This is a genomic window from Nonomuraea jiangxiensis (genome assembly GCF_900099965.1).
Lineage (GTDB): Bacteria > Actinomycetota > Actinomycetes > Streptosporangiales > Streptosporangiaceae > Nonomuraea > Nonomuraea jiangxiensis.
This window is the reverse complement of sequence record NZ_FNDJ01000018.1, coordinates 119,318-141,112: the sequence shown is the minus strand read 5'-3', so window position 1 is coordinate 141,112 and position 21,795 is coordinate 119,318. Positions and strand designations below refer to the sequence as shown.

The following is a 21,795-nucleotide window of genomic DNA, read 5'->3' as shown; positions in this document are numbered from 1 at the left end:
CCGGGGGACGTACGGTGTACGTAACACCCATTGACGTAGGTGGCCGCGCTTCGAATGATGGCTTCATGAGCGCTCTCGACTTCGACCTGTCCGACCGTGACTTCTGGGCTCGGCCCATGGAGGAGCGCGAGGAGGCGTTCGGCCGGTTGCGGTCGCGTGCGACACCGGCCTTCTTCGAGGAGATGGACGTCGGCTTCGCGCCCAGGGGGCCGGGTTACTACGCGCTCGTCAAGCACGCCGACATCCTTGAGGCCAGCCGCACCCCCGAGGTGTTCTGCTCCGGCGACGGGGGCGCCACGAACATCCCCGACATGCCCGCCGAGTTCGCCGAGTATTTCGGCTCGATGATCAACATGGACGACCCGCGCCATGCCAGGCTGCGCAGGATCGTCTCCCGCGCGTTCACGCCCAAGATGATCAAACAGTTCGAGGCGGACGTGGACGCCGCCGCCGGCGGCATCGTGGACGACCTGCTCGCCAAGGGATCAGGCTGCGACTTCGTGACCGAGGTCGCCGCCCGGCTGCCCTTGAAGATCATTTGCGACATGATGGGCATCCCGGAGAAGGACTACCAGTTCGTCTTCGACCGCTCCAACGTCATCCTCGGCGGCTTCGACCCCGAGTACGCCGGCGACAACCCCGAGCAGATCGTCACTCACCTGCTGGGCGCCGGCATGGAGCTGCAGCAGCTGGTGCAGGACCTGGCCGCCCACCGCGCCGACAACCCCACGAACGACCTGACGTCCTCCCTGGTCAACGCCAACATCGACGGCGAGCGGCTGACGCTGCAGGAGCTGGGCTCGTTCTTCATCCTGCTGGTCGTGGCGGGCAACGAGACCACGCGCAACGCCATCTCGTACGGCCTGCGCCTGCTCACCAAGAATCCCGACCAGCGCGCCCTCTGGCTGCGGGACGTCGGCGGCAACGCGGCGGGGGCCGTGGAGGAGATCGTCCGGCTCGCGTCCCCGGTGAACTTCATGCGCCGCAAGGTCACCAGGGACTTCGAGATGAACGGGCACCTCTACCGCAAGGGCGAGAAGGCGGTGCTGTTCTACTGGGCGGCCAACCGGGACGAGGACGTGTTCGAGGACGCGCAGCGCTTCGACATCACCCGCCACCCCAACCCGCACGTCGGCTTCGGCGGCCCGGGCCCGCACTTCTGCCTGGGCGCCCACCTGGCCCGGCGGGAGATCACGGTGATGTTCCGCGAGCTGCTGCGCCGCGTGCCGCAGATCGAGGGCGGCAAGCCCGACCGCCTGCACTCCGCCTTCATCAACGGCATCAAGCACATGGAGTGCACCTTCTGACCGGCGGCCGGGCGCCCGGCCTCAGGACTGGGCGGTCAGCCTGATCTGGTTCATCACCGTACGGATGTCCGGCAAGAGCTGCTTGCTCTCCGCCGGGATCGACATGTAGACGATGGCCGGGACGCTGCCGCCGGTGTTCACCGCCATCGTGACGATCGTGGCCTTCTCGGTGTCCGACGTCAGCGCGTACGCGATCAGCCTGCCCGTCGAGTCGCCCACCTTGATGGGCTGCTCGGCGATCTTGCGCACTGTGTTGCCCTCGGGGAAGAACTTCTTGCGGGCGGCGAGCACCACCTGCCTGATGGCCGGCTCCAGGTCGTCCTCCTTGTAGAAGGAGGCCAGCCGCGGCGACAGCGGGCCCGACAGGAGCTGGGCGGACTTCTCCGGCGTCACGGGGACGTACTGGCGGGTGTCGAAGCCGTACGTGGCCTTGACGGTGGCGCGCTGGTCGAGCCGCCAGGTGCCGCCCAGGCGCGGGACCGAGATGCCGGCCTGGGCGTCGGGGACCCGGCCGATGACGGGGGAGGTCTTGCCCGGGTATTTCGGCAGCGGGCCGATCGAGGTCTTGGCGGGGCCCTTGCTGGCGCTCGGCGGGGCCGCGGTGGCGGTGGACTCGGAGGCGGTCTCGGAGCTCGCGGGGTCCTCGCCGGAGAGCGGCCCGGCCAGGAACGCCCACAGCAGCGCGGCCACCAGGGCGACCGCCACGGAGCCGCCGAGCGCGTAGATCCAGATCGGCTTGCCCTGCTCCTCGTCCAGCACGTCCCGTTCGTTCATGGCCTGGTTGTCGTCGCCGAAGACGGTGTTCCAGAGCTCCTGCTGGCGCTCGGGCGGCGGGGTGCGGGAGCCGCTGATCTGGCCGGCGGTGACGAACCGGCGGTCGGGGTCGGAGGGGTCGCGGTTCAGGTTCGAGCCGGGGCGGGGGCCGTGGCCGTCGGGCGGGGGCTGTGCGCCGGGATTGGGGGGTTGTGACTCGGTCTGGGGCGTACCGGTGCGGGCGGAGTCCATGGGGTTCGAGGGTATGGCGCGATCGTTGAGCAGGGTCTCGGAACGTTGGTTGTAGGCGACGGTGCGGTCCGCGGGAGGGTGGCCCTGGGGCGGCGGCTGCGACCACGCGGGGACCGGGTCCGGGACGGGCGGCTCCGGGCGGCCGGACTGCCGGCCACCGTTCTGCGGCGGGGACTCGGGCCACGAGAGGGGCACGTCCTGCGGGGCCGTCAGGTTCGGGTGGCTCAGGTCGGGGTGGCTCAGGTTGGGGTGGGAGAGGTTGGGGTGGCTCAGGTCGGGGCGGGAGGCGTCCGGGCGCTCCGGGCGGGTCACGTCGGGCCAGCCGGTGTCCTGGCGGGGTGTCTCTGGCCGGCCGCCTGCGTTGTGGCGGGACGTCTCGGGACGGCCCCCGGCGTCCTGCCGGGCGGGCTCCGGCCTGGAGGGTGCGGTGCTGTTCGGTGGCGGGGTGTCCGCCCAGGAGGGCGAGGTGCTGTTCGGTGGCGGCGTGTCCGGCCAGGAGCGCGAGGTGCCGCCCTGCGGTGGCGCGTCCGGCCAGGGGGCGGGGCCCGGGGTGTCGGGCCGGGAGTGGCGCGGCGGCTCGGGCCAGGGGCCGTCGTTGCGCGGCGGCTCGGGCCAGGACGGGCCCTGCGCGGCGGGCGGGCCGGGGCTCTCGGACCAGGACGCCGGAGCACCGGGGGCCGTGGCTTCCGGCCAGGACATGGGAACCTCGGGCGCGGGGGAGGCGGGCCGGGAGCCGGACCGCCGCGTGCCGCCCGGCTGTGGCGAGGCCTCCGGCCACGCCGGTGGCAGGTGTGGTCCGGAATTCTCCGCTGCCATGGCTGCCGGCCCTCCCGAGGTTGTACCCGAATATCCCGTTATATCCGGATTTGACGTACCAGGCATGATCTCATGGGATTTTCCAGGAGACCTTGGTGGTTCCGCAGCCAAACGAGCGAAGCCATGAGGATCGGTCGGCGGATCCTGCAGCGGCAGGTCGGCCTCCGGTCGATCAGGCTCAGCTGGGTATACCACGGCGACAAGCGTATTCTTTCGGGACGAATGAGGTCACAACGGATACATCACCATCAGGTCTCGCTAGACCTGAAGAGTCCATTGTGCCCATGGACCTCGATCGAGTATCTGCATTCAGCCGAAGACGTGCGCTAGGCTTGACACGTGCGTTCCGCGACCCTGCTTCTTAGCGGGCCGCGACGGCCCTGAGATCTCGCCGTCGCGGCTCCACCCCTCGTTGTGTGCGCGAGGGGTTTTCTTATGGGTCCGAGTCAAGCCAGAAGGACAGTAGCCGTGAGTGAGTACGACCCGCAGGCGCTGCAGGCCAAGTGGCAGCAGCGCTGGGACGAGCAGGACACCTATCGCGCCAGCGAGGACCCCGCCGACCCGCGGGAGCGCCGCTACATGCTCGACATGTTCCCCTACCCGTCGGGTGACCTCCACATGGGGCACGCCGAGGCGTTCGGCCTGGGTGACGTCGTCGCGCGCTACTGGATGCAGCAGGGCTACAACGTCCTGCACCCCATCGGCTGGGACTCCTTCGGCCTGCCCGCGGAAAACGCCGCGATCAAGCGCAACGCCCACCCGGCCGAGTGGACCTACGCCAACATCGAGACGCAGGCCAACTCCTTCAGGCGCTACGCCCTGTCCTTCGACTGGTCGCGCCGCCTGCACACGAGCGACCCCGACTACTACCGGTGGAACCAGTGGCTGTTCGTCCGGTTCTTCGAGCGCGGGCTGGCCTACCGCAAGGGCGGCCTGGTCAACTGGTGCCCCAACGACCAGACGGTGCTGGCCAACGAGCAGGTCGTGGCGGGCAAGTGCGAGCGCTGCGGCGCCGACGTCGTCCGCCGCGAGCTGACGCAGTGGTACTTCAAGATCACTGACTACGCGCAGCGCCTGCTGGACGACATGGCCCAGCTGGACGGCTGGCCGGAGCGGCTGCTGACCATGCAGCGCAACTGGATCGGCCGCTCCGAGGGCGCCGACGTGCTGTTCGAGATCGAAGGGCGCGAGGAGCCGGTCCACGTCTACACCACCCGGCCCGACACCCTGTTCGGCGCCACGTTCTTCGTGGTCGCCGTGGACGCCGCGCTGGCCGACGAGATCGTCACCGACGACCGGCGGGAGGCCTTCGAGGCCTACCGTGCCGAGGTCGCCAAGCTGAGCGACATCGAGCGGCTGTCCACCGACAAGGAGAAGACCGGCGTCTTCCTGGGCCGCTACGCGATCAACCCGGTCAACGGCGAGCGCATCCCGGTCTGGGCGGCCGACTACGTGCTGTCCGACTACGGCCACGGCGCCATCATGGCCGTGCCCGCGCACGACCAGCGCGACCTGGACTTCGCGCTGAAGTTCGGGCTGCCGGTGAAGGTCGTGGTGCACACCGGGCTGGCCGACCCCGGCGAGAGCGGCGAGGCCACGCCCGGCGAGGGCCTGCTGGTCAACTCCGGTGCGCTCGACGGCCTGCGCAAGGCCGAGGCCATCGCCAAGATCATCGAGATCCTGGAGGCCGAGGGCCGGGGCACGGGCGCGGTCAACTTCCGGCTGCGCGACTGGCTGCTGTCCAGGCAGCGCTACTGGGGCACGCCGATCCCGATCATCCACTGCCCCGACTGCGGCGAGGTGCCCGTACCCGACGACCAACTGCCGGTCACGCTGCCCGACCTGCGTGGCGAGGCGCTGGCGCCCAAGGGGGTCTCCCCGCTGGCCAGCGCCACGGAGTGGGTCAACGTCGAGTGCCCCAAGTGCTCGGGTCCCGCCAAGCGCGACACCGACACGATGGACACCTTCGTCGACTCGTCGTGGTATTTCCTGCGTTACTGCTCGCCCGGCTACACCGAGGGCCCGTTCGACGTCGAGCAGGTGCGCAAGTGGGGCCCGATCGACCAATATGTCGGCGGCATCGAGCACGCGGTGCTGCACCTGCTGTATTCGCGCTTCTTCACCAAGGTCCTGCACGACATGGGCATGGTCGACTTCAACGAGCCGTTCCTGCGCATGCTCAACCAGGGACAGGTGATCAACGGCGGCAAGGCCATGTCGAAGTCCCTGGGCAACGGCGTGGACCTGGGCCAGCAGATCGACGACTTCGGGGTCGACGCCGTACGCCTGACCATGGTGTTCGCCGGGCCGCCCGAGGACGACATCGACTGGGCGGACCTCTCGCCCGCCGCGTCGCAGAAGTTCCTGGCCCGCGCGCTGCGCGTGATGTCCGACGTGACGAGCGCGCCCGGTGTGCCGTTCGCCGAGGGCGAGGTGGAGCTGCGCAAGGTCACGCACCACACCATCGACGAGGTCACCAAGCTGCTCGACTCCTACCGCTTCAACGTGGCGGTGGCGCGCATGATGGAGCTGACCTCGGCCACGCGCCGGGCCATCGACTCCGGTCCGGGCGCCGGTGACCCCGCGGTGCGTGAGGCCGCCGAGTCGCTGGCGATCATGCTGTCGCTGGTGGCCCCGTACACCGCGGAGGAGGGCTGGGAGCGGCTGGGCCGCACCGGGTCCGTCGCGTTCGCCGGGTGGCCGGTGGCCGAGGCCGACCTGCTGGTGCAGGAGTCGGTGACGTGCGTGGTGCAGGTGGCGGGCAAGGTGCGCGACCGGCTGGAGGTCTCGCCCGACATCTCCGAGGAGAGCCTGCGGGAGCTGGCCCTGGCCTCGGAGAGGGTCGCCGCCTACCTGACCGGCACGCCTCGCAAGGTGATCGTCCGGGCGCCGAAGCTGGTCAACATCGTCCCCTGAGGGGGCCTAGAGGTTGCGCAGGGCCGGCAGCAGCTCCTTCTCCGCCCAGTCGAAGAACGGCTGCTGCTGGTCGTGGCCGATCTGGACGAGCGCCACGTGCGTGAACCCGGCCTCGGCGAACTTCCGCACGCCCGCCACGACCGCGTCCACGTCGTTGCCGCACGGCACGCTCTCGGCGACGTCGTCGGGGCGGACCGTGCTGGCGGCGGCCGCGAAGTTCACCGGTGCGGGCAGCTCGGACATGACCTTCCAGCCGCCGACCGCGGCCCAGCGCCACAGCGTGTGGGCCCGCTCCTTGGCGGCGGCGGCATCCGTGCCGTACGAGATCGCGAGCTGCCCGTAGATCGGCTTGCCGTGCCCGCCCGCGGCGCCGAACTGCTTGACCACGTTCGGCATCGGGTCGTTGATGATCAGCGCGTCACCGTACTCGGCGGCTAGCTCGGCCGACTGGCCGCCGGAGGCGGCGATGCCGATCGGGACCGGCTCGTCCGGCAGGTCGTAGAGCTTGGCCGAGTCCACGTCGTAGAACTGGCCCTGGTGAGTGATGTACTCGCCGCTGAACAGCTCCTTGATGATCTGCACGGCCTCGGCGAACATCCGGTGCCTGGTGTCCACCGGGGGCCATCCCTCGCCGATGACGTGCTCGTTCAGGTTCTCGCCCGAGCCGAGGCCGAGGGTGAACCTGCCCTGGCTCAGCACGCCCATCGTGGCCGCCTTCTGCGCCACCACGGCCGGGTGGTAGCGCATGATGGGGCAGGTCACGTACGTCATGAGCGGTATGCGCTCGGTGACCTGAGCGGCGGCGCCCAGCACCGACCAGCAGTAGGGGGAGTGCCCCATCTCCTCGACCCAGGGGAAGTAGTGGTCGGAGATGACCGCGTAGTCGAAGCCGACGCGCTCGGCCGCGGCGGCGTAGTCGACCAGCTCGCGGGGCGGGGTCTGCTCGGACATCAGGGTGTAGCCGATTTGTACCATGTGTCCCGGCTACCCCGGCGGGCGCGGACTACCGCCCGGGGAGCGGAGATCGTCGGTGGGCGAGCTCCTCGGCCACCAGTCCCAGGCCGATGCCCAGCAGCCAGACGTCCTTGGCCATGGACAGGCCCTGGGGCGTGGGGCGCAGGCTGCCCTCGCGGCGCAGCCCGGGCGTGCGGAGGTACAGGCCGACCAGGCCCGCCGCGAACGCGGTCAGACCCGCTCCGGCCACCAGGGACGGCACGAATGGGGTCAGGAGCGCCAGGCCGAGCCCGACCTCGCACCTCGACAGCACCCTGGTGAAGGTCTGCGGGTCCAGGCGGCGCAGGAACGGGTACACGTTCGCGGCCGTGCCGTGCAGGAACGCGGCGGTCTGCGGGTCGGCGTTGATCTTGCCGAGTCCGGAGTTCAGGAAGAAGGCCCCGGCGGCCAGGCGGGGCGGCAGCTGGTGCGTACGGGCGAAGATCCTCATGATTCCTCACAGGATATGAAGACGGGCGATCGGCTCATTCCCGTACATATCCGACGCATCCCTCACTTGACCGTTCGCAGGACGGGGCGGGTCTGCTTGGAGGAGAATTCGAGGGCTGACCTTGGCTTCTCGCATAGTGTGCAGCTGTGACAAATGGCGCATACCTGAGATTCCCCCATCTGCACGGTGACGTGGTGACCTTCGTCGCCGACGACGATGTCTGGCTGGCTCCTCTCGCCGGTGGCAGGGCCTGGCGGTTCACCGCCGATCGCGTGCCCGTCGCACATCCGCGATTCTCGCCCGACGGCAGCCGCATCGCGTGGAGCAGCACCAAGGAGGGCGCCCCCGAGGTGTTCGCGGCCGAGATCGACGGGCCCGAGGGCGAGCGGCTCACTCACTGGGGCACCGGCTCCGGCGTGCGTGGATGGACCCCCGGCGGGCAGGTTCTCGCGATCACCTCGGCCGGGGAGAGCGAGCGCAGCCGGACCTGGGCCTACGAGGTGCCGCTCGACGGCGGGCCGGCCACCCGCCTGCCGTTCGGATGGGTCAGCGATGTCGCGCTCGACCAGGAGCGGGTCGCCACCGTGTCATCGGTGTGGCGGGAGCCGTCGCAGTGGAAGCGCTACCGGGGCGGCACCGCAGGCAAGCTCTGGGTCGACGCCGACGGGGGCGGGGAGTTCGTCCGGTTGTTCGCCGACAGCACGGCCCAGTACTGGTCGGTGAGCTGGGTGGGGGGCCGGATCGTGTTCCTGGCCGACATCGACGGCGTCGGGAACGTCTACTCCGCCCTGCCCGACGGCTCCGACCTGCGCCGGCACAGCTCCCACGAGGAGTTCTACGCCCGGCACGCCACCAGCGACGGGGAGCGGGTGATCTACAGCCACGCCGGGGATCTGTGGTTGCTGGAGAGCCTGGAGGCGGAGCCGTACCGGCTGGACGTGCGGCTCGGCGGGCCGCGGCCGGGGCGGGCCAGGAGGCCCGCGCCCCTGCGGGTCGGGGGCTACGCGCCGGACGTGTCGGGGCGGGCCAGCGCCGTCGAGATCCGCGGTACCGCGCACTGGGTGACCCACCGCGACGGGCCCGCGGGCGTGCTGCGGGCGGAGGCGGGCGTCCGGGTACGCCTGCCGCGCGTGCTGAACGCCGACGGGCGGGCCGTGTGGGTGTCCGACGCCGGCGGGGAGGACGGGCTGGAGATCGGTACGCCCGGCGGCGAGGTCAGGACGCTGGCCACGGGGCAGCTCGGGCGGGTGCTCGAACTGGAGGCCGCGCCCGACGGCAAGCATGCGGCCGTGGCCACGCATGACGGGCGGCTGCTGGTCATCGACCTCGAATCCGGAAATATCCGGGAGCTCGACCGGACCACGCAGGGGGACGTGAGCGGGCTGACGTTCTCGCCCGACTCCGGGTGGCTGGCCTGGGTGCATCCGCATCACGAGCCGCTGTCACAGATCAAGATGGGGCGGGTGGACGGCACGTCGGTGATCGACGTGACGCCGGTGCGGTTCGCCGACTTCGACCCGGCGTTCACCAAGGACGGGAAGCATCTGGCGTTCCTGTCGATACGGACGTTCGATCCTGTTTACGATGCGCACGTCTTCGACCTGTCGTTCCCGTACGGGTGCAAGCCGTACATCGTGCCCCTGCAGGCCGCCACGCCGTCCCCGTTCGACCCCTCGTTGCAGGGGCGCGGGTTCAACGGCGAGGACGACAAGCCCGACAAGGAGGAGAAGAAGGACGGCGCGCCGCCCCGTACCGAGGTCGACCCCGAAGGGCTCGCCTCGCGCGTCGTGCCGGTGCCGGTGGCCGCCGCCCGCTACAGCAACCTGCGCACCGCCAAGGACGCGCTGCTCTGGCTGCGTCACCCGCTCACCGGCATGCTCGGCGACGGGGCGGAACCGGCCGGCGAGGTCGTGCTCGAACGCTACGACCTCAAGAAGCGCGCCAAGGCCGAGCTGGGCAAGGAACTGCGCTCGTTCGAGGTCAGCGGGGACGGCAGCAGGCTGGTCACCAACGGCAAGAACGGCCTGCAGACCCGCGCCGCCACCGAGGGCGACGAGGTCGTGACCATCGACCTCGACCGGATCACCATCCAGCTCGACCCGGTCGCCGAGTGGCGGCAGGGCTTCCGCGAGGCCGGACGGCTCATGCGCGACCACTTCTGGCGCGAGGACATGAACGGCGTCGACTGGCAGGGCGTACTCGACCGTTACGAGCCGCTGGTCGAGCGCATCGGCGTCCACTCCGAGCTGATCGACCTGCTCTGGGAGGCGCAGGGCGAGCTGGGCACCTCCCACGCCTACGCCATCGCCTCCGGCGGCGGTTTCGACTCGCGCCGCCGCCAGGGCCTGCTCGGGGCCGACCTGGAAAGGGACGACCAGGGGGTGTGGCGGATCACGCGCATCCTGCCCGGCGAGTCCTCCGACCACGACGCCCGCTCGCCGCTGCTCGCCCCCGGCGTGGCCGTCCGTCCCGGTGACGCGATCATCGCGGTCGGCGGACGCCCGGTGGACCCGGTACGCGGCCCGCTTCCCCTCCTGGCCGGCACCGCCAACCAGGCGATCGAGCTGACCGTACGGCCGTCCTCCGGCGGGGACCCGCGCCGCGTCGTGGTCAGCCCGATCGCGGACGAGACACAGCTCCGCTACCACGACTGGGTCGAGGGCCGCCGGGCCGCCGTCCGGGAGGCGTCGGGGGGCACGCTGGGGTACCTGCACGTGCCCGACATGGTGGCTTCCGGGTGGGCGCAGTTCCATCGCGACCTGCGTACCGAGATGGCCTATGACGGGCTGATCGTGGACGTACGCGGGAACAGCGGCGGGCACCTGTCGGAGCTGGTGCTGGAGAAACTGTCCCGCAAGGTCACCGGCTGGGCGCGGGCGCGCGGGTACGAGCCGATGCGGTATCCGGAGGACTCGCCCCGGGGGCCGATCGTGACGATCACCGACGAGTTCGCGGGCTCGGACGGGGACATCGTCAGCGCCGGGATCAAGAACCGGGGGATCGGGCCGCTGGTGGGCACCCGGACGTGGGGCGGGGTGATCGGCATCGACTCGAGGTACTCGCTGGTGGACGGAACCCGGGTTACCCAGCCTCGCTACTCGTTCTGGCTCGACGGGCCGGGGTGGGGAGTCGAGAACTACGGGGTGGATCCGGACATCGAGGTGGTGATCACACCTCAGGACCGGGCGGCGGGCCGGGATCCGCAGCTGGACAAGGCAATTGAACTCGCCCTGGCCGCCCTGGAGGAGCACCCGCCCGCCACCCCACCGGACCTGCCCCCGCTGCCCCGATAACGCAGCCTTCACCCCACGTGGCGTCCCGCCGACCGGTGAGGCACGATCAAGCGGCACGTTGCTCGTTGGCGCATGGGACCGCACGAGAGCGAGCCGTCTGAAAGCCCACCACTCACCGGGACGCCACCCTGTCAAGCCGGGCTGCCCGCCGGTGCGCGGATCGGCACGCGGGCTGCTCGCCCCGGGGCGTGGCGTCGGCATACGAGGAGCTCATCACAAGGCCGGGCCGGCGCCGGTGGTGCTCGTTGTGAGCGCTGGGTTAGCGCGCGGGCTGCCGACGGGGGCGTGGCGTTGTCGGGCGGGCTGCTGGCGGGGGCGTGGGCTGGGTGCGCGGGCTGCTCGCCGGGGCGCGGTGTCGGCATGCGAGGAGCTCATCGCGAGGCCGGGGCCGGGGCCGGGGCCGGCGCGGGTGGTGCTCATTGCGGGCGCTGGGTCGGCGCGCGGGCTGCCGACGGGGGCGTGGCTTCATCGGGCGGGCTGCTGGCGGGGACGTGGGCTCGGTGCGTGGGCTGCTCGCTGCGGCGTCGATCGCCGTCTGGGCGGCTTGCGGAGCGCCGCTTGGGCTGCTTCTGGGGCGCGGCTCGGGCGAATGACACATGCCCGAGCCGCCGTTACGACATCAATGACCTAGGACGCCCGCCGTGACCCGGGACGCCTGCGACCGGCACCTTCGCCAAGCGGGACGCTTGTGCTTCAGGGACGAGCGTGTGTCCCGTGAACCTGGGCACCCGCATTCCCCAGCGGTGCCCACCACCGGGGCGTCCCCCGGGGAACACTCGGGGTGGTCGCGTACCCAACCCGTCCGACATCCGCGACCACGGAGCGTCCGCCTCCTCTGGGACGTACACTTGTGCACCCGGGACGTCCACCACGCCCGGTGAGGCGTCGTGGACGGCGCTTTCCCCTGGACGACGTGGCCCGTGGACGACGCAGGTCCTGGACGGCGGTGGCCCGTGGTGAGCTAGCTGGGCGCCTACAACCGGCGGAGGACCGCTACGACCTTGCCCAGGACGCTGGCTTCGTCACCGGGGATGGGCTCGTAGTTGGCGTTGTGAGGAACGAGCCAGACGTGGCCGTCCTTGCGCTTGAAGGTCTTGACGGTGGCCTCGCCCTCGATCATGGCGGCCACGATGTCGCCGCTCTCCGCCACCGGCTGCTGGCGCACGACCACCCAGTCACCGTCGGCGATGGCGGCCTCGATCATCGAGTCACCGGCGACCTGCAGCAGGAACAGGGTGCCTTCACCGACGAGCTGCTTGGGCAGGGCGAAGACGTCCTCGACGCTCTCCTCGGCGAGGATCGGGCCACCGGCGGCGATACGGCCGACGAGCGGGACGTAGGCGGCCGTCGGGCGGCTGACCGTCGCCTCCTCGTCGGTGGCGTCGGGGTCGACCCACAGCACGGGCTCGCCCGGGAGGCGCACCTCGAGAGCACGCGGCCGGTGCGGGTCGCGGCGCAGGTAGCCCTTGCGCTGCAGCGCCGTCAGCTGGTGTGACACGCTGGACGTGCTGGTCAGCTGCACCGCCTCGCCGATCTCGCGCATGGAGGGCGGATATCCGCGCTGTTGCACCGAGTCGCGAATCACTTCGAGAATCTTGCGCTGCCTGGGGGTCAACCCCAGGGAGTCGCGTCGGCGCACTGCGAGGTCACTGACCCCGTTTGCGTCATCCCGCTCACTCATGCTCTTCCTCCTCGCCTGGCGGCCCGCCTCACCGGCGAACCTCCCGGTCCGTGGTCTTGATGTCGCACACAGCGACGTTATCGCTGTTGAAGATCATCTTCAAACAATTGTTCGAGTCTTCCTCGAAATTGTCGCCAGTGTGGTGTACAACATCGTACGGGAGTTCGATCGACACCGTGTTCGATTTGCTGATCTTTATTTGGCCTTTTCCTCAGGCCACACGGCGGGAGGTCATCCATGCGAACGACCACAAATACGGACACGACCAGCGAAGACGTCAAACTACTCACGCTCATCGCCGACGCCACGCAGAGTAACGATCGACGTGGAGACAATACGCGTTCGGGGGCTGGATCCCGCGGGAATTCCGGGAAGATGTTGGGGCTCCGTTCGAGTGGCGGGCGAACGCGCGGCGGATCTTCGTCCGGCGGGGGAGCGATCCGAGGACGTGGAAAGCCGCATTTGCGACTTGTCCCCTCGCCACGTGCGGATTCCGACCAGGACGACACCCTCCTGCAAACCCGCAGAGGGCCTCACGCGCCCCCCGTCGACGGCGAGGAGACACGGACAGGCCGAAAGCCCTTCGTGCCGGGCAACGGCCAAGGAACGGTGGCGGCGGAGGATGAAGCCGGCACAGCCGGCCGCGGGAGAGCAGCGGCGGCGCCGACGGGAGCCCGGCGCGGCGTGTGGAGGCGTGGGGAAGCAGCGGCGGCGGCGACAGGGGCGAAGCGCGGCGCGGGCAGGCGTGGCGGAGCACCGGCAACCGAGGCGAACAGCGCGGGTGCACCCAGGAACTTGACTGTGGCAGGGGCACAGGTCGCCGCCGCCGGACCCGGGAGCGTCGGGCCTGGGAGCGTCGGGCCTGGGGGCGCCGGGCCTGGGGGCGCCGGATCCTGGGGCGCGGCGGCGGCAGAGCCGAGGGGCGGCGCAGGTCCGCGCGGCGGAATGAGCGCGGGGGCGAGGAAGACAGGCGTAGACGGGCGTGGTGGCACAGCGGCGCCCGAGGCGAGGGCTGGTGCCGGCAGGCGTAAGGGAGTAGCGGCGAGCCGGGCGGATGGTGGCGCGCGTGGTCGCGGGCCAGTGCCAGCGACCGGCGCGAACGGCGGCAGAGGCACTCCTGGGCCGGCGACGGCGGCTGGCGGGGATGGCGGCGTACGTGCTCGTGGGCCGGTGACGGGGACGGGTGCGGACGGCGGCAGGGGTGCGCGTGGGTCGGTGAGGGGGACCGGAGCGAACGGCGGCGCAGGGGCGCGTGAGGGAGTGACGGCGGCGGGGGTGGAGGGTGGTGTGGGCAGGGGCTCCCGGATCGCCGGGGGCAAGGTTCGCGCTGGTAGGGGGCCGAAGGTAGCGGTAAAGGGGCCCGGAGCGGGCAAGCGGACGGTTGGTGGTGTGGCCGGTGGGGGTCCAGGGCCGACGGTAGGGGCGAAAGGCGGCGTGGGGGTCGGTCCGAGGCGGCCTGTGGGTCGTGGGACGGCGCGGCGGGGGTGGAGCCGGTGGGCCGTTGGGTGGCGTGAGCGGCGGGCGGCGGCGCGGCTTGGGCGTCGGTCCGCCCCGCCGGTTCGGCTGACCCGCCGTGGGCGGCTCGTGGTGGTGATCGGGGTGGCGTTGCTGTCGCTGGGCGGGTTCTGGCTCGGTACGCGTGCCGCAGGGCATGCGGCGGTGCAGGTCGTGGTGCCCGGCCATGCGGGGCTGCCATGGGTGGAGGTGCACCAAGGGGACACCTTGTGGGGGATCGCCGACGCGCTCACCAGAGGCGGTGACACGGATGCCGTGGTGGCGGAGATCAAGCGGCTGAACGGGCTCCCTGACTCCCTCATCCGTCCAGGCACCCGCCTTTACGTCCCCAACGACACGGCCGCCTTACGCTGATCACTCGGTAGGGACGAATCTCCCGCCGGGGTCAGGCGCCTGACCTCTGCACCCTGCCTGGCGATGGGCCGCGTCACTGCCCACCTGATATGGCTCGTGGTCGAGTCCGGCCCGGCGTGGACGGTGGTCCCTCCTGCTTGGGGTGATTCGTGCTCGCGTCCGGCTTGGGTGTGGGTGGCGTCTTTGTCCCGCTGGTGCGGCTGAGGGGCGGACTTCGGTTCGTTTGGCGTTGCTCGGTTGTGTCCGCCTGGCGTGGTTTGTGTCGGGTGCGGGTCCTGGCGTTGGGGTTGCGGCCCCTTCCACCCGAGGATGGTCCGTGTCCGTGTCCGTGTCCGTGTCCGTGTCCGTGTCCGCCTCCGCCTCCGTGTCCGACTCCAGCGGGTAGCGACCACGTGCGCCTGGTGGCTGCGGCCGACGTGGGGTGCCCGCGAGATGGTGCTCGGGTTCGTGTCCGTCTGGTGCGGTTCCTGTCTGGGCAGGCCCCGGCGTGGCTAGCGGTAACTTCCACCTGAGGTGGTTCGTGGTCGCGTCGGCTCTGGTGTCCGTGCGGCTGGGTCGTGCTGGTGTGGCTGACGAGTGGCGCCTCGTTTGGCGTTGCCTGGGTCGTGTCCGCGTTGTGCGGTTCGCGTCGGCGTGCGGCTTGGTGTGGACGACGAGCTCGACCGGTCCCGGCGTGGCCGACATGTGCGATAAGCCCAGCGCGGCCGACGTGCGTCACTGGCCTGGCGTGGCTAATGTGCGCTCTGCTCCGGTGTCGCTGACGTGTGCGACCGGTCCGGCGTGGCCCAGGTGCGTGACCGGCACGGCGTGGTTAACGTGCGCCTTCGGCTTCCCTGTGGCTGAGGGTGTCGGACCGTCCCCGGCGTGGCCGACGTGCGGACCAGTTCAGGGGGTTAAGGTGCGCTGCGGTTCCGGTGTGGCCGATGTGCGCGAGCAGTCTCGGCGTGGTTAACGTGCGTGGCCGTCGTGGGATGGCTAACGTGCGCGTTCGGTCGGGTTGCTCGTGTCGTAACCCGTTCAGCGTCTGTGGCGTTGGGTGGGCGCTGTCATGGCTGCATGCGAGGGGGCGGGACGGGGGCGTTGTTGCTTTGCGGTTCCGGTGCGGTGGATGTCGTCAGGGCATCCGTTCCCGGTGGGGAGTGGGTGAAATGTGGTGCGGGGGGGCAGTTAGCAGGCCGGTCCGATCGCGATGCTGGTGGGGCGGACGGTGGGGGCTGGGAGGGTCTGAGGGGTGGGTGGAGGGTTGGGTACGGTTGTGAGGATTGTTCGCGGGAGGGTAAGTGGGGGACTCCTGTGGTGGCTTTGGGGTGGGAACATCGGTCGGCGGGTCGGTGTTGAGGGCGACACGCCCGGATCGGTCGGCGTACGGCTGGCTGATCAGCGACTTCGGGTCGAACGGGTCGCTCAACTTGCGTTCATGGTCGCTCGCTTCTACGGTTGGACCACAACATCTAGTAGTTACACCGATGTAGGTTCACCACACCTTGTGTTTACGTGACCGCCCCATGGAAGCCCGTGGGGTGTGCGCGAGCGTCCGGTTGCGGCGATCGGTTGTGGACCGTTGGTGGCGGTAAATGGAGGCGAAAGCGTGCACTGTCCGTTCTGTCGCCATCCTGACACCAGGGTCATCGACAGCCGCTCCACGGACGACGGCGCGGCCATCCGGCGTCGTCGCACCTGCCCCGAGTGCGGGCGCAGGTTCACCACGCAGGAGACCGTTCTGCTCATGGTGAGCAAGCGCAGTGGGGTGACGGAGCCGTTCTCGCGGGACAAGGTCGTCGCGGGCGTGCGGCGGGCATGTCAGGGCAGGCCGGTCAGTGAGGACTCGCTGGCGCAACTCGGGCAGCGGGTGGAGGAGGCGATCCGGGCCAAGGGCGCGGCCGAGATCCCCTCCAACGAGGTGGGCCTGGCCATCCTCGGCCCGTTGCGAGAGCTCGACGAGGTGGCTTACCTGCGGTTCGCATCGGTATATCGCGGTTTCGAGAGCCTGGCGGACTTCGAGGCCGAGATCTCACAGTTGAAGGCGGAGAAGGGGGAGTCATGACGGAGACGGCCAGCGGTTCAGTCGCGCGCGGGGGGAAGCGTCCGCGCAAGGGACTGAAGATGAAGCGGATCTTCACCAAGCCCGGCGTGCACCCGTATGACGAGATTCAGTGGGAGCGCCGTGACGTCGTCATGACGAACTGGCGCGACGGCTCAGTGAACTTTGAGCAGCATGGCGTCGAGTTCCCCGAGTTCTGGTCGGTCAACGCGGCCAACATCGTGACCACCAAATACTTCCGGGGTGCCGTGGGCACGCCGCAGCGCGAGTGGAGCCTCAAGCAGCTCATCGACCGCGTCGTGGGCGTCTACACGAAGACCGGGATCGAGCACGGCTACTTCGCCAGTGACGAGGACGCCGAGATCTTCGACCACGAGCTCAAGCACGCGCTGGCGCACCAGGTGTTCGCGTTCAACTCGCCGGTCTGGTTCAACGTGGGCACGAAGTCGCCGCAGCAAGTGAGCGCCTGCTTCATCCTCTCCGTGGACGACCAGATGGAGTCGATCCTGGAGTGGTACAAGGAAGAGGGCGTGATCTTCAAGGGCGGCTCGGGGTCGGGGGTCAACCTGTCCCGCATCCGCTCGTCCAAGGAACTGTTGTCGAGCGGCGGCACCGCCAGCGGCCCGGTGAGCTTCATGCGTGGCGCGGACGCGTCCGCGGGCACGATCAAGTCCGGCGGCGCCACCCGCAGGGCCGCCAAGATGGTCGTGCTCGACGTGGACCACCCCGACATCGAGGAGTTCATCGAGACCAAGGCGCGCGAAGAGGACAAGATCCGCGCGCTGCGCGACGCCGGGTTCGACATGGACCTGGGCGGCAAGGACATCGTCAGCGTCCAGTACCAGAACGCCAACAACTCCGTACGCGTCTCCGACGAGTTCATGCGGGCGGTGGAGAAGGGCGACGACTTCGGCCTGCGGGCCCGCCTGACCGGCGAGGTCATCGAGAAGGTCGACGCGAAGGACCTGTTCCGCAAGATGGCCAAGGCCGCCTGGGAGTGCGCAGACCCGGGCCTGCAGTACGACGACACGATCAACGACTGGCACACCACCCCCGAGACCGGCCGGATCACGGCGAGCAACCCGTGCAGTGAATACGTCCACCTGGACAACTCCTCCTGCAACCTGGCCAGCATCAACCTGCTGAAGTTCCTGAAGGACGACAACTCCTTCGACGTCGCCAACTTCGTCAAGCTGACCGAGCTGATCATCACCGCGATGGACATCTCGATCACGTTCGCGGACTTCCCGACGCAGAAGATCGGCGAGACCACGCGGGCCTACCGGCAGCTCGGCATCGGCTACGCCAACCTGGGCGCGCTGCTCATGGCCACGGGCCACGCCTACGACTCCGACGGCGGCCGGGCCGTGGCCGGGGCGATCACCAGCCTCATGACCGGCGTGTCCTACCGTCGCAGCGCCGAGCTGGCCGGGGTCGTGGGCCCGTACGACGGATATGCCAGGAACGCGGAGCCGCACAAGCGGGTCATGCGCAAGCACGCGGCGGCGAACGACGACCTGCGGACCATCGGCTCCATGGACTCGAAGATCCACAGCGAGGCGTCGCGTCAGTGGTCGGAGTGCCTCAAGCTCGGCGAGAGGCATGGCTACCGCAACGCCCAGGCCAGCCTGCTCGCGCCCACCGGCACGATCGGCCTGATGATGGACTGCGACACCACCGGCATCGAGCCGGACCTGGCGCTGGTCAAGTTCAAGAAGCTCGTCGGCGGCGGGTCCATGCAGATCGTCAACCAGACGATCCCGCGGGCGCTCAAGCAGCTCGGCTACCAGCAGGAGCAGATCGAGGCCATCGTCGAGTACATCGGCGAGCACAGCCACGTCGTCGATGCCCCCGGCCTGCGCCTGGAGCACTACGAGGTGTTCGACTGCGCCATGGGTGAGCGGGCCATCGCGCCGATGGGGCACGTACGGATGATGGCGGCCACGCAGCCGTTCCTGTCCGGCGCCATCTCCAAGACGGTCAACCTGCCCGAGTCGGCCACGATCGACGACATCGAGCAGGTCTACCTGGAGGGCTGGAAGCTCGGCCTCAAGGCGCTCGCGGTCTACCGCGACAACTGCAAGGTCGGCCAGCCGCTGTCGGCGGGCAACGGCGCCAAGAAGGACGAGGTCAAGCAGGTCGAGGCCGCGGCGGAGCCCGAGGTCAAGGTCATTGAGGTCAACCGGCCGACCCGGCGGCGCATGCCCAACCAGCGGCCCAGCATGACCACCCGCTTCACGGTGGGTGGCGCGAAGGGCTACATGACCGCTTCGTCCTACCCGGACGACGGACTCGGCGAGGTCTTCCTCAAGATGTCCAAGCAGGGTTCGACGCTGGCGGGCGTCATGGACGCGTTCTCCGTGGCGATCTCCATCGGGCTCCAGTACGGGGTGCCGCTGGAGACGTACATGAGCAAGTTCGTGAACATGCGGTTCGAGCCCGCGGGCATGACGGACGACCCGGACATCCGGATGGCCACGTCCGTGATGGACTACATCTTCCGCCGGCTGGCTCTCGACCACCTGCCCTACGAGGAGCGGGCGGCCCTGGGCATCTTCTCGGCGGCCGAGCGGGCGGCGCAGCAGCGGGGCGAGGACCCGGCGGCGCTGCAGGAGTCGCTGGACCGCGAGACGCTGGCCCAGTCGGCGCCCATTGAGGAGAAGCCCAAGGGGGAGGAGCGGCAGCAGGCGTCGCTGTCGGCGTCGGGCCAGGAGCTGACGCTGGAGAGCCACCAGCGCTTCACGGCCGACGCGCCGCTCTGCATGACCTGCGGCACCAAGATGCGGCCCGCCGGTAGTTGCTACGTCTGCGAAGGATGCGGTTCTACCAGCGGCTGCAGCTGAAAACGGGCAAAGTTGCGGCGGATGCAACAACTGGGCAAGTGCTCAGACGAGTTGCAGATACGCAAATAGAGGTGGTCTCCTCCGGGTTGCGCCCCGGAAGAGACAACTGGGTTCCGTCTTGGTCGTCAGTATGACGGCTGATACGGCGAGCGCCTGGCCTTTGGGAGGCCAGGCGCTCGGTGCGATCAGGAAGCTGATGTTCCTGCTCGGCGTAGGAACCTGCATGACATCAGCTTCCGGGTCGCATGGCGAAGCGAAACCTGCGCCAGACCAGCAGTAAGGCTGCGTCTGCCGCCGGCAAGACGCTGTCCAGCTCGAAGTCGGGCAAGGCGGCGAAGGCCGCAGCGGCTAGCGCGCTTTCCCAGACGCCGACGCGCGGGCGTCGGAAATGATGTAGAGCCGTCCGAGGCCCACACCTTGGAGGGCTTGGGTAGACCGCGGTGCAGCAATGTGTCCACGGCATGCGGCACGCGCAATCACACCCCTGCAGCAACAACGCGGGGCCGTAGCGGTGGTCACCCTAAGCGGCAACGCTGCAAACGTTCGACTAATGAATGCCAGTAACTTCGGGCATATAAGAACGGGCGAAAGTTCAACTGCCGCGGTGGGCTGGCCAAACGCTCACCTGCCCGTATCTCCCTTCCCAGCAGCGGGCATTGGTATATCACCGTCGACCTCGCCGGCCTTGGTGGCAGAGTCAAATCCTCGGTCAGTGTCGAGCCTCCTCCGCTGCCAGCGCTCCGGTCGGAAACGTCCTCGCTGGAGCGGATCCGCCATGAGGTTCCTCCTAGCCAGGTCGTTGTGGGTCAGCGTGTCTGGCGATGTTTTCATCTCGCACGCCAACGAGGACAAGGCGGCGGTGGTGAGCCCTCTCGCCGATCATCTGAAAGCTGCCGGCCTGGAGGTGTGGCTGGATGCCTTCGAACTTCGTATCGGTGATAGCTTGCGTCGCAAGATCGACTCTGGCTTTGCTGGAAGCCGTTTCGGCGTGGTCGTCCTGTCGAACTCTTTCTTCAGGAAGGGGTGGCCGCAGTATGAGCTCGACGGGCTGATTACTCGATATGTTTCTGGTGAGCAGAACCTTCTCCCGATCTGGCACAACATCACCAAGGACGAAGTGATGGCCCAGAGTCCGTCGCTGGCCGACAAAATAGCGAGAAATACAGCCCAATACACGATCGAAGAGATCGCAAAGGAGATCGCGGACGTCGTCCGGCCTCCCACATTCGACGACTGACAGAGCGATCTCTCCGACCTGCTTGCGCCACAGCTAGCCAGCCTCAACAATGTTGCCAGCAACAGAGGTAGGTGTGGCTCAAGCTGCTGATCTGCCTGGCGCGGCACATCTGGAACTGGTCGAAGGCATCGTCCCGCTCGACCCGGAGCAGGCCGTTCCGGAGGCGATGCCGGCAGGTGGGCGTGCCAGCAGCGGACCCGGTTCCTGAGAGAGAAAGCCACGATCAGTCCGCGACTGTCCATGGTGCGGCGGTTGGTGGAGTTCACCGGCGTTACGGCTGCCCGGAGGAGCGCGAACGTCGCTTCGGGGTGACACCGCAGCAGATCTTCACCGAGGACAACCGGGTTGCGCACGTCGCCGAGTATGAGGGGCAGTCGGGCGACGACCGCTGATCTTCGATGAGGTCCAAGCCCTGTTCGACGCCGTCGATGCACGGGTCGAGCAGACCCAGACCCTCGGTCGCAAGGGCAGCCTCACCCGCGCGGCGGGACGCGGCGCTGTTCAAGACCATCTACGCGTTCGGCCTGCGCCGCAACGAGGCCCGCATGCTGGATCTGGGTGATCTGCGGCGCGCCCCGAAGACACCCCAGTTCCGGCAGTATGGCGGGCTATATGTCCGCTACGGCAAGGCCTCGCGCGGCAGCCCGCCCAAGCGCCGCACTGTGCTGACGGTCCAGGAGATGGACTGGATCGCCGACGTGCGCTTGATGCAACTGTATGGTCGGCCGTGCGGTTGAATGATCAGTACGCGACGTACTTGACGTACCTAAAGTGACATGGCACCGTGGAGGTGCGTCTCGCTGGGAGGTTCGTCATGACCCCTGTTCACTTCGACACCTATACAGAAGCTCGTGCACATCTCAAGGCGCTTTTGGATGCGGCCGAGAGAGGTCGCGTGGCAACGGTGCGTCGTGAGTCAGCCGTGACCGCCTTCGTGGATGTTGAAAGACTCCGGCACTACCTCGCGATGGTCACTCCTTCTCGAGCACAGGTGCTTCCTGAAGCTGGCGGCTGGTCGGTTTTCATTCCGGGGCTCCCTGTCGCCGCGGACGGTGCGACCTTTGATCAAGCCATTACGGAGATGATCGAGAGCCTCCGTGAGTACGCAGAGGATTGGCAGGACCGTCTGCTCGACGCGCCGAACCACCGCGAGAACTGGGGGCTTGTGCAGTTGATCAGCCTCAGTGATGACGAGCAACTGCGCGAATGGCTCATAGGGAAGGGCCGGTGAGCTGGCCCCAACCTGCCCGTGAGCATCACGACCGGTTCTGTCGGATCGAGGGCTGGCGTCTGGTGCGGAACGCCCGGGGAGGAACGGGGACGCACCATGTCACCTACGAGCT

14 protein-coding genes and 1 pseudogene are annotated in these 21,795 nt (G+C 69.0%); 11 read left to right on the top strand and 4 right to left on the bottom strand.

Annotated elements, in window-relative coordinates; genetic code table 11:
• Positions 1-65 precede the first annotated feature (65 nt).
• Positions 66-1,307 carry a cytochrome P450 gene (locus BLS95_RS34725; RefSeq protein WP_090941408.1) on the top strand — a complete coding sequence of 414 codons (1,242 nt, stop codon included), beginning with the start codon at positions 66-68 and terminating at the stop codon, positions 1,305-1,307.
• A gap of 21 nt (positions 1,308-1,328) precedes the next feature.
• Here the strand turns inward: BLS95_RS34725 and BLS95_RS34720 are convergent, their stop codons facing one another.
• A complete protein-coding gene (locus tag BLS95_RS34720; protein WP_143043984.1) occupies positions 1,329-3,011 on the bottom strand; it encodes a hypothetical protein in 1,683 nt (560 codons plus the stop codon).
• Positions 3,012-3,563: 552 nt separating this feature from the next.
• Here BLS95_RS34720 and leuS point away from each other — a divergent pair.
• Positions 3,564-6,044, top strand: a complete 2,481-nt coding sequence (gene leuS, locus BLS95_RS34715; RefSeq protein WP_090941402.1) for a leucine--tRNA ligase — start codon at positions 3,564-3,566, stop codon at positions 6,042-6,044.
• Positions 6,045-6,050: 6 nt separating this feature from the next.
• On the opposite strand, the gene BLS95_RS34710 is transcribed toward leuS, so the two are convergent.
• Together BLS95_RS34710 and BLS95_RS34705 are read right to left on the bottom strand one after the other, a co-directional pair.
• Positions 6,051-7,019: a TIGR03557 family F420-dependent LLM class oxidoreductase gene (locus BLS95_RS34710; RefSeq protein ID WP_090941400.1), complete on the bottom strand. Its 969-nt coding sequence runs from the start codon at positions 7,017-7,019 to the stop codon at positions 6,051-6,053.
• A 28-nt stretch (positions 7,020-7,047) separates the two neighbouring features.
• Positions 7,048-7,488, bottom strand: a complete 441-nt coding sequence (locus BLS95_RS34705) for a DoxX family membrane protein (RefSeq protein ID WP_090941397.1) — start codon at positions 7,486-7,488, stop codon at positions 7,048-7,050.
• A gap of 146 nt (positions 7,489-7,634) precedes the next feature.
• Here BLS95_RS34705 and BLS95_RS34700 point away from each other — a divergent pair, with 146 nt between their 5' ends.
• The gene (locus BLS95_RS34700; RefSeq protein ID WP_090941394.1) at positions 7,635-10,781 is read left to right on the top strand and encodes a S41 family peptidase; all 3,147 of its coding nucleotides are present in this window, start codon (positions 7,635-7,637) and stop codon (positions 10,779-10,781) included.
• Positions 10,782-11,754: 973 nt separating this feature from the next.
• Here BLS95_RS34700 and lexA read toward each other — a convergent pair.
• Positions 11,755-12,462, bottom strand: coding sequence for a transcriptional repressor LexA (lexA, locus tag BLS95_RS34695; protein ID WP_090941391.1), 708 nt, complete (start codon positions 12,460-12,462; stop codon positions 11,755-11,757).
• Positions 12,463-14,046: 1,584 nt separating this feature from the next.
• Here lexA and BLS95_RS56055 point away from each other — a divergent pair.
• The 8 genes and pseudogenes from BLS95_RS56055 to BLS95_RS34665 all read left to right on the top strand — a co-directional run bounded on the left by BLS95_RS56055 (position 14,047) and on the right by BLS95_RS34665 (position 21,683).
• Positions 14,047-14,331: a LysM peptidoglycan-binding domain-containing protein gene (locus BLS95_RS56055; RefSeq protein WP_176993537.1), complete on the top strand. Its 285-nt coding sequence runs from the start codon at positions 14,047-14,049 to the stop codon at positions 14,329-14,331.
• 1,588 nt (positions 14,332-15,919) lie between these two features.
• Positions 15,920-16,375 carry a transcriptional regulator NrdR gene (gene nrdR / locus BLS95_RS34685; protein ID WP_090941385.1) on the top strand — a complete coding sequence of 152 codons (456 nt, stop codon included), beginning with the start codon at positions 15,920-15,922 and terminating at the stop codon, positions 16,373-16,375.
• Complete coding sequence (locus BLS95_RS34680) at positions 16,372-19,215, top strand: vitamin B12-dependent ribonucleotide reductase (protein ID WP_090941382.1); 2,844 nt, start codon at positions 16,372-16,374, stop codon at positions 19,213-19,215. The genes nrdR and BLS95_RS34680 overlap by 4 nt, the downstream gene beginning before the upstream one ends.
• A 579-nt stretch (positions 19,216-19,794) precedes the next feature.
• A pseudogene (locus BLS95_RS59925) lies at positions 19,795-19,932 on the top strand (DUF1883 domain-containing protein); the annotation flags it as partial.
• A 94-nt stretch (positions 19,933-20,026) separates the two neighbouring features.
• Positions 20,027-20,452: a toll/interleukin-1 receptor domain-containing protein gene (locus BLS95_RS58280; protein ID WP_245765469.1), complete on the top strand. Its 426-nt coding sequence runs from the start codon at positions 20,027-20,029 to the stop codon at positions 20,450-20,452.
• Between the two features lie 71 nt (positions 20,453-20,523).
• Positions 20,524-20,844 carry a hypothetical protein gene (locus tag BLS95_RS54590; protein ID WP_143043981.1) on the top strand — a complete coding sequence of 107 codons (321 nt, stop codon included), beginning with the start codon at positions 20,524-20,526 and terminating at the stop codon, positions 20,842-20,844.
• Positions 20,845-20,997: 153 nt separating this feature from the next.
• The gene (locus tag BLS95_RS54585) at positions 20,998-21,189 is read left to right on the top strand and encodes a hypothetical protein (protein ID WP_143043980.1); all 192 of its coding nucleotides are present in this window, start codon (positions 20,998-21,000) and stop codon (positions 21,187-21,189) included.
• A gap of 77 nt (positions 21,190-21,266) precedes the next feature.
• Positions 21,267-21,683 carry a prevent-host-death protein gene (locus BLS95_RS34665; protein ID WP_090941590.1) on the top strand — a complete coding sequence of 139 codons (417 nt, stop codon included), beginning with the start codon at positions 21,267-21,269 and terminating at the stop codon, positions 21,681-21,683.
• The last annotated feature ends 112 nt before the right edge of the window (positions 21,684-21,795 follow it).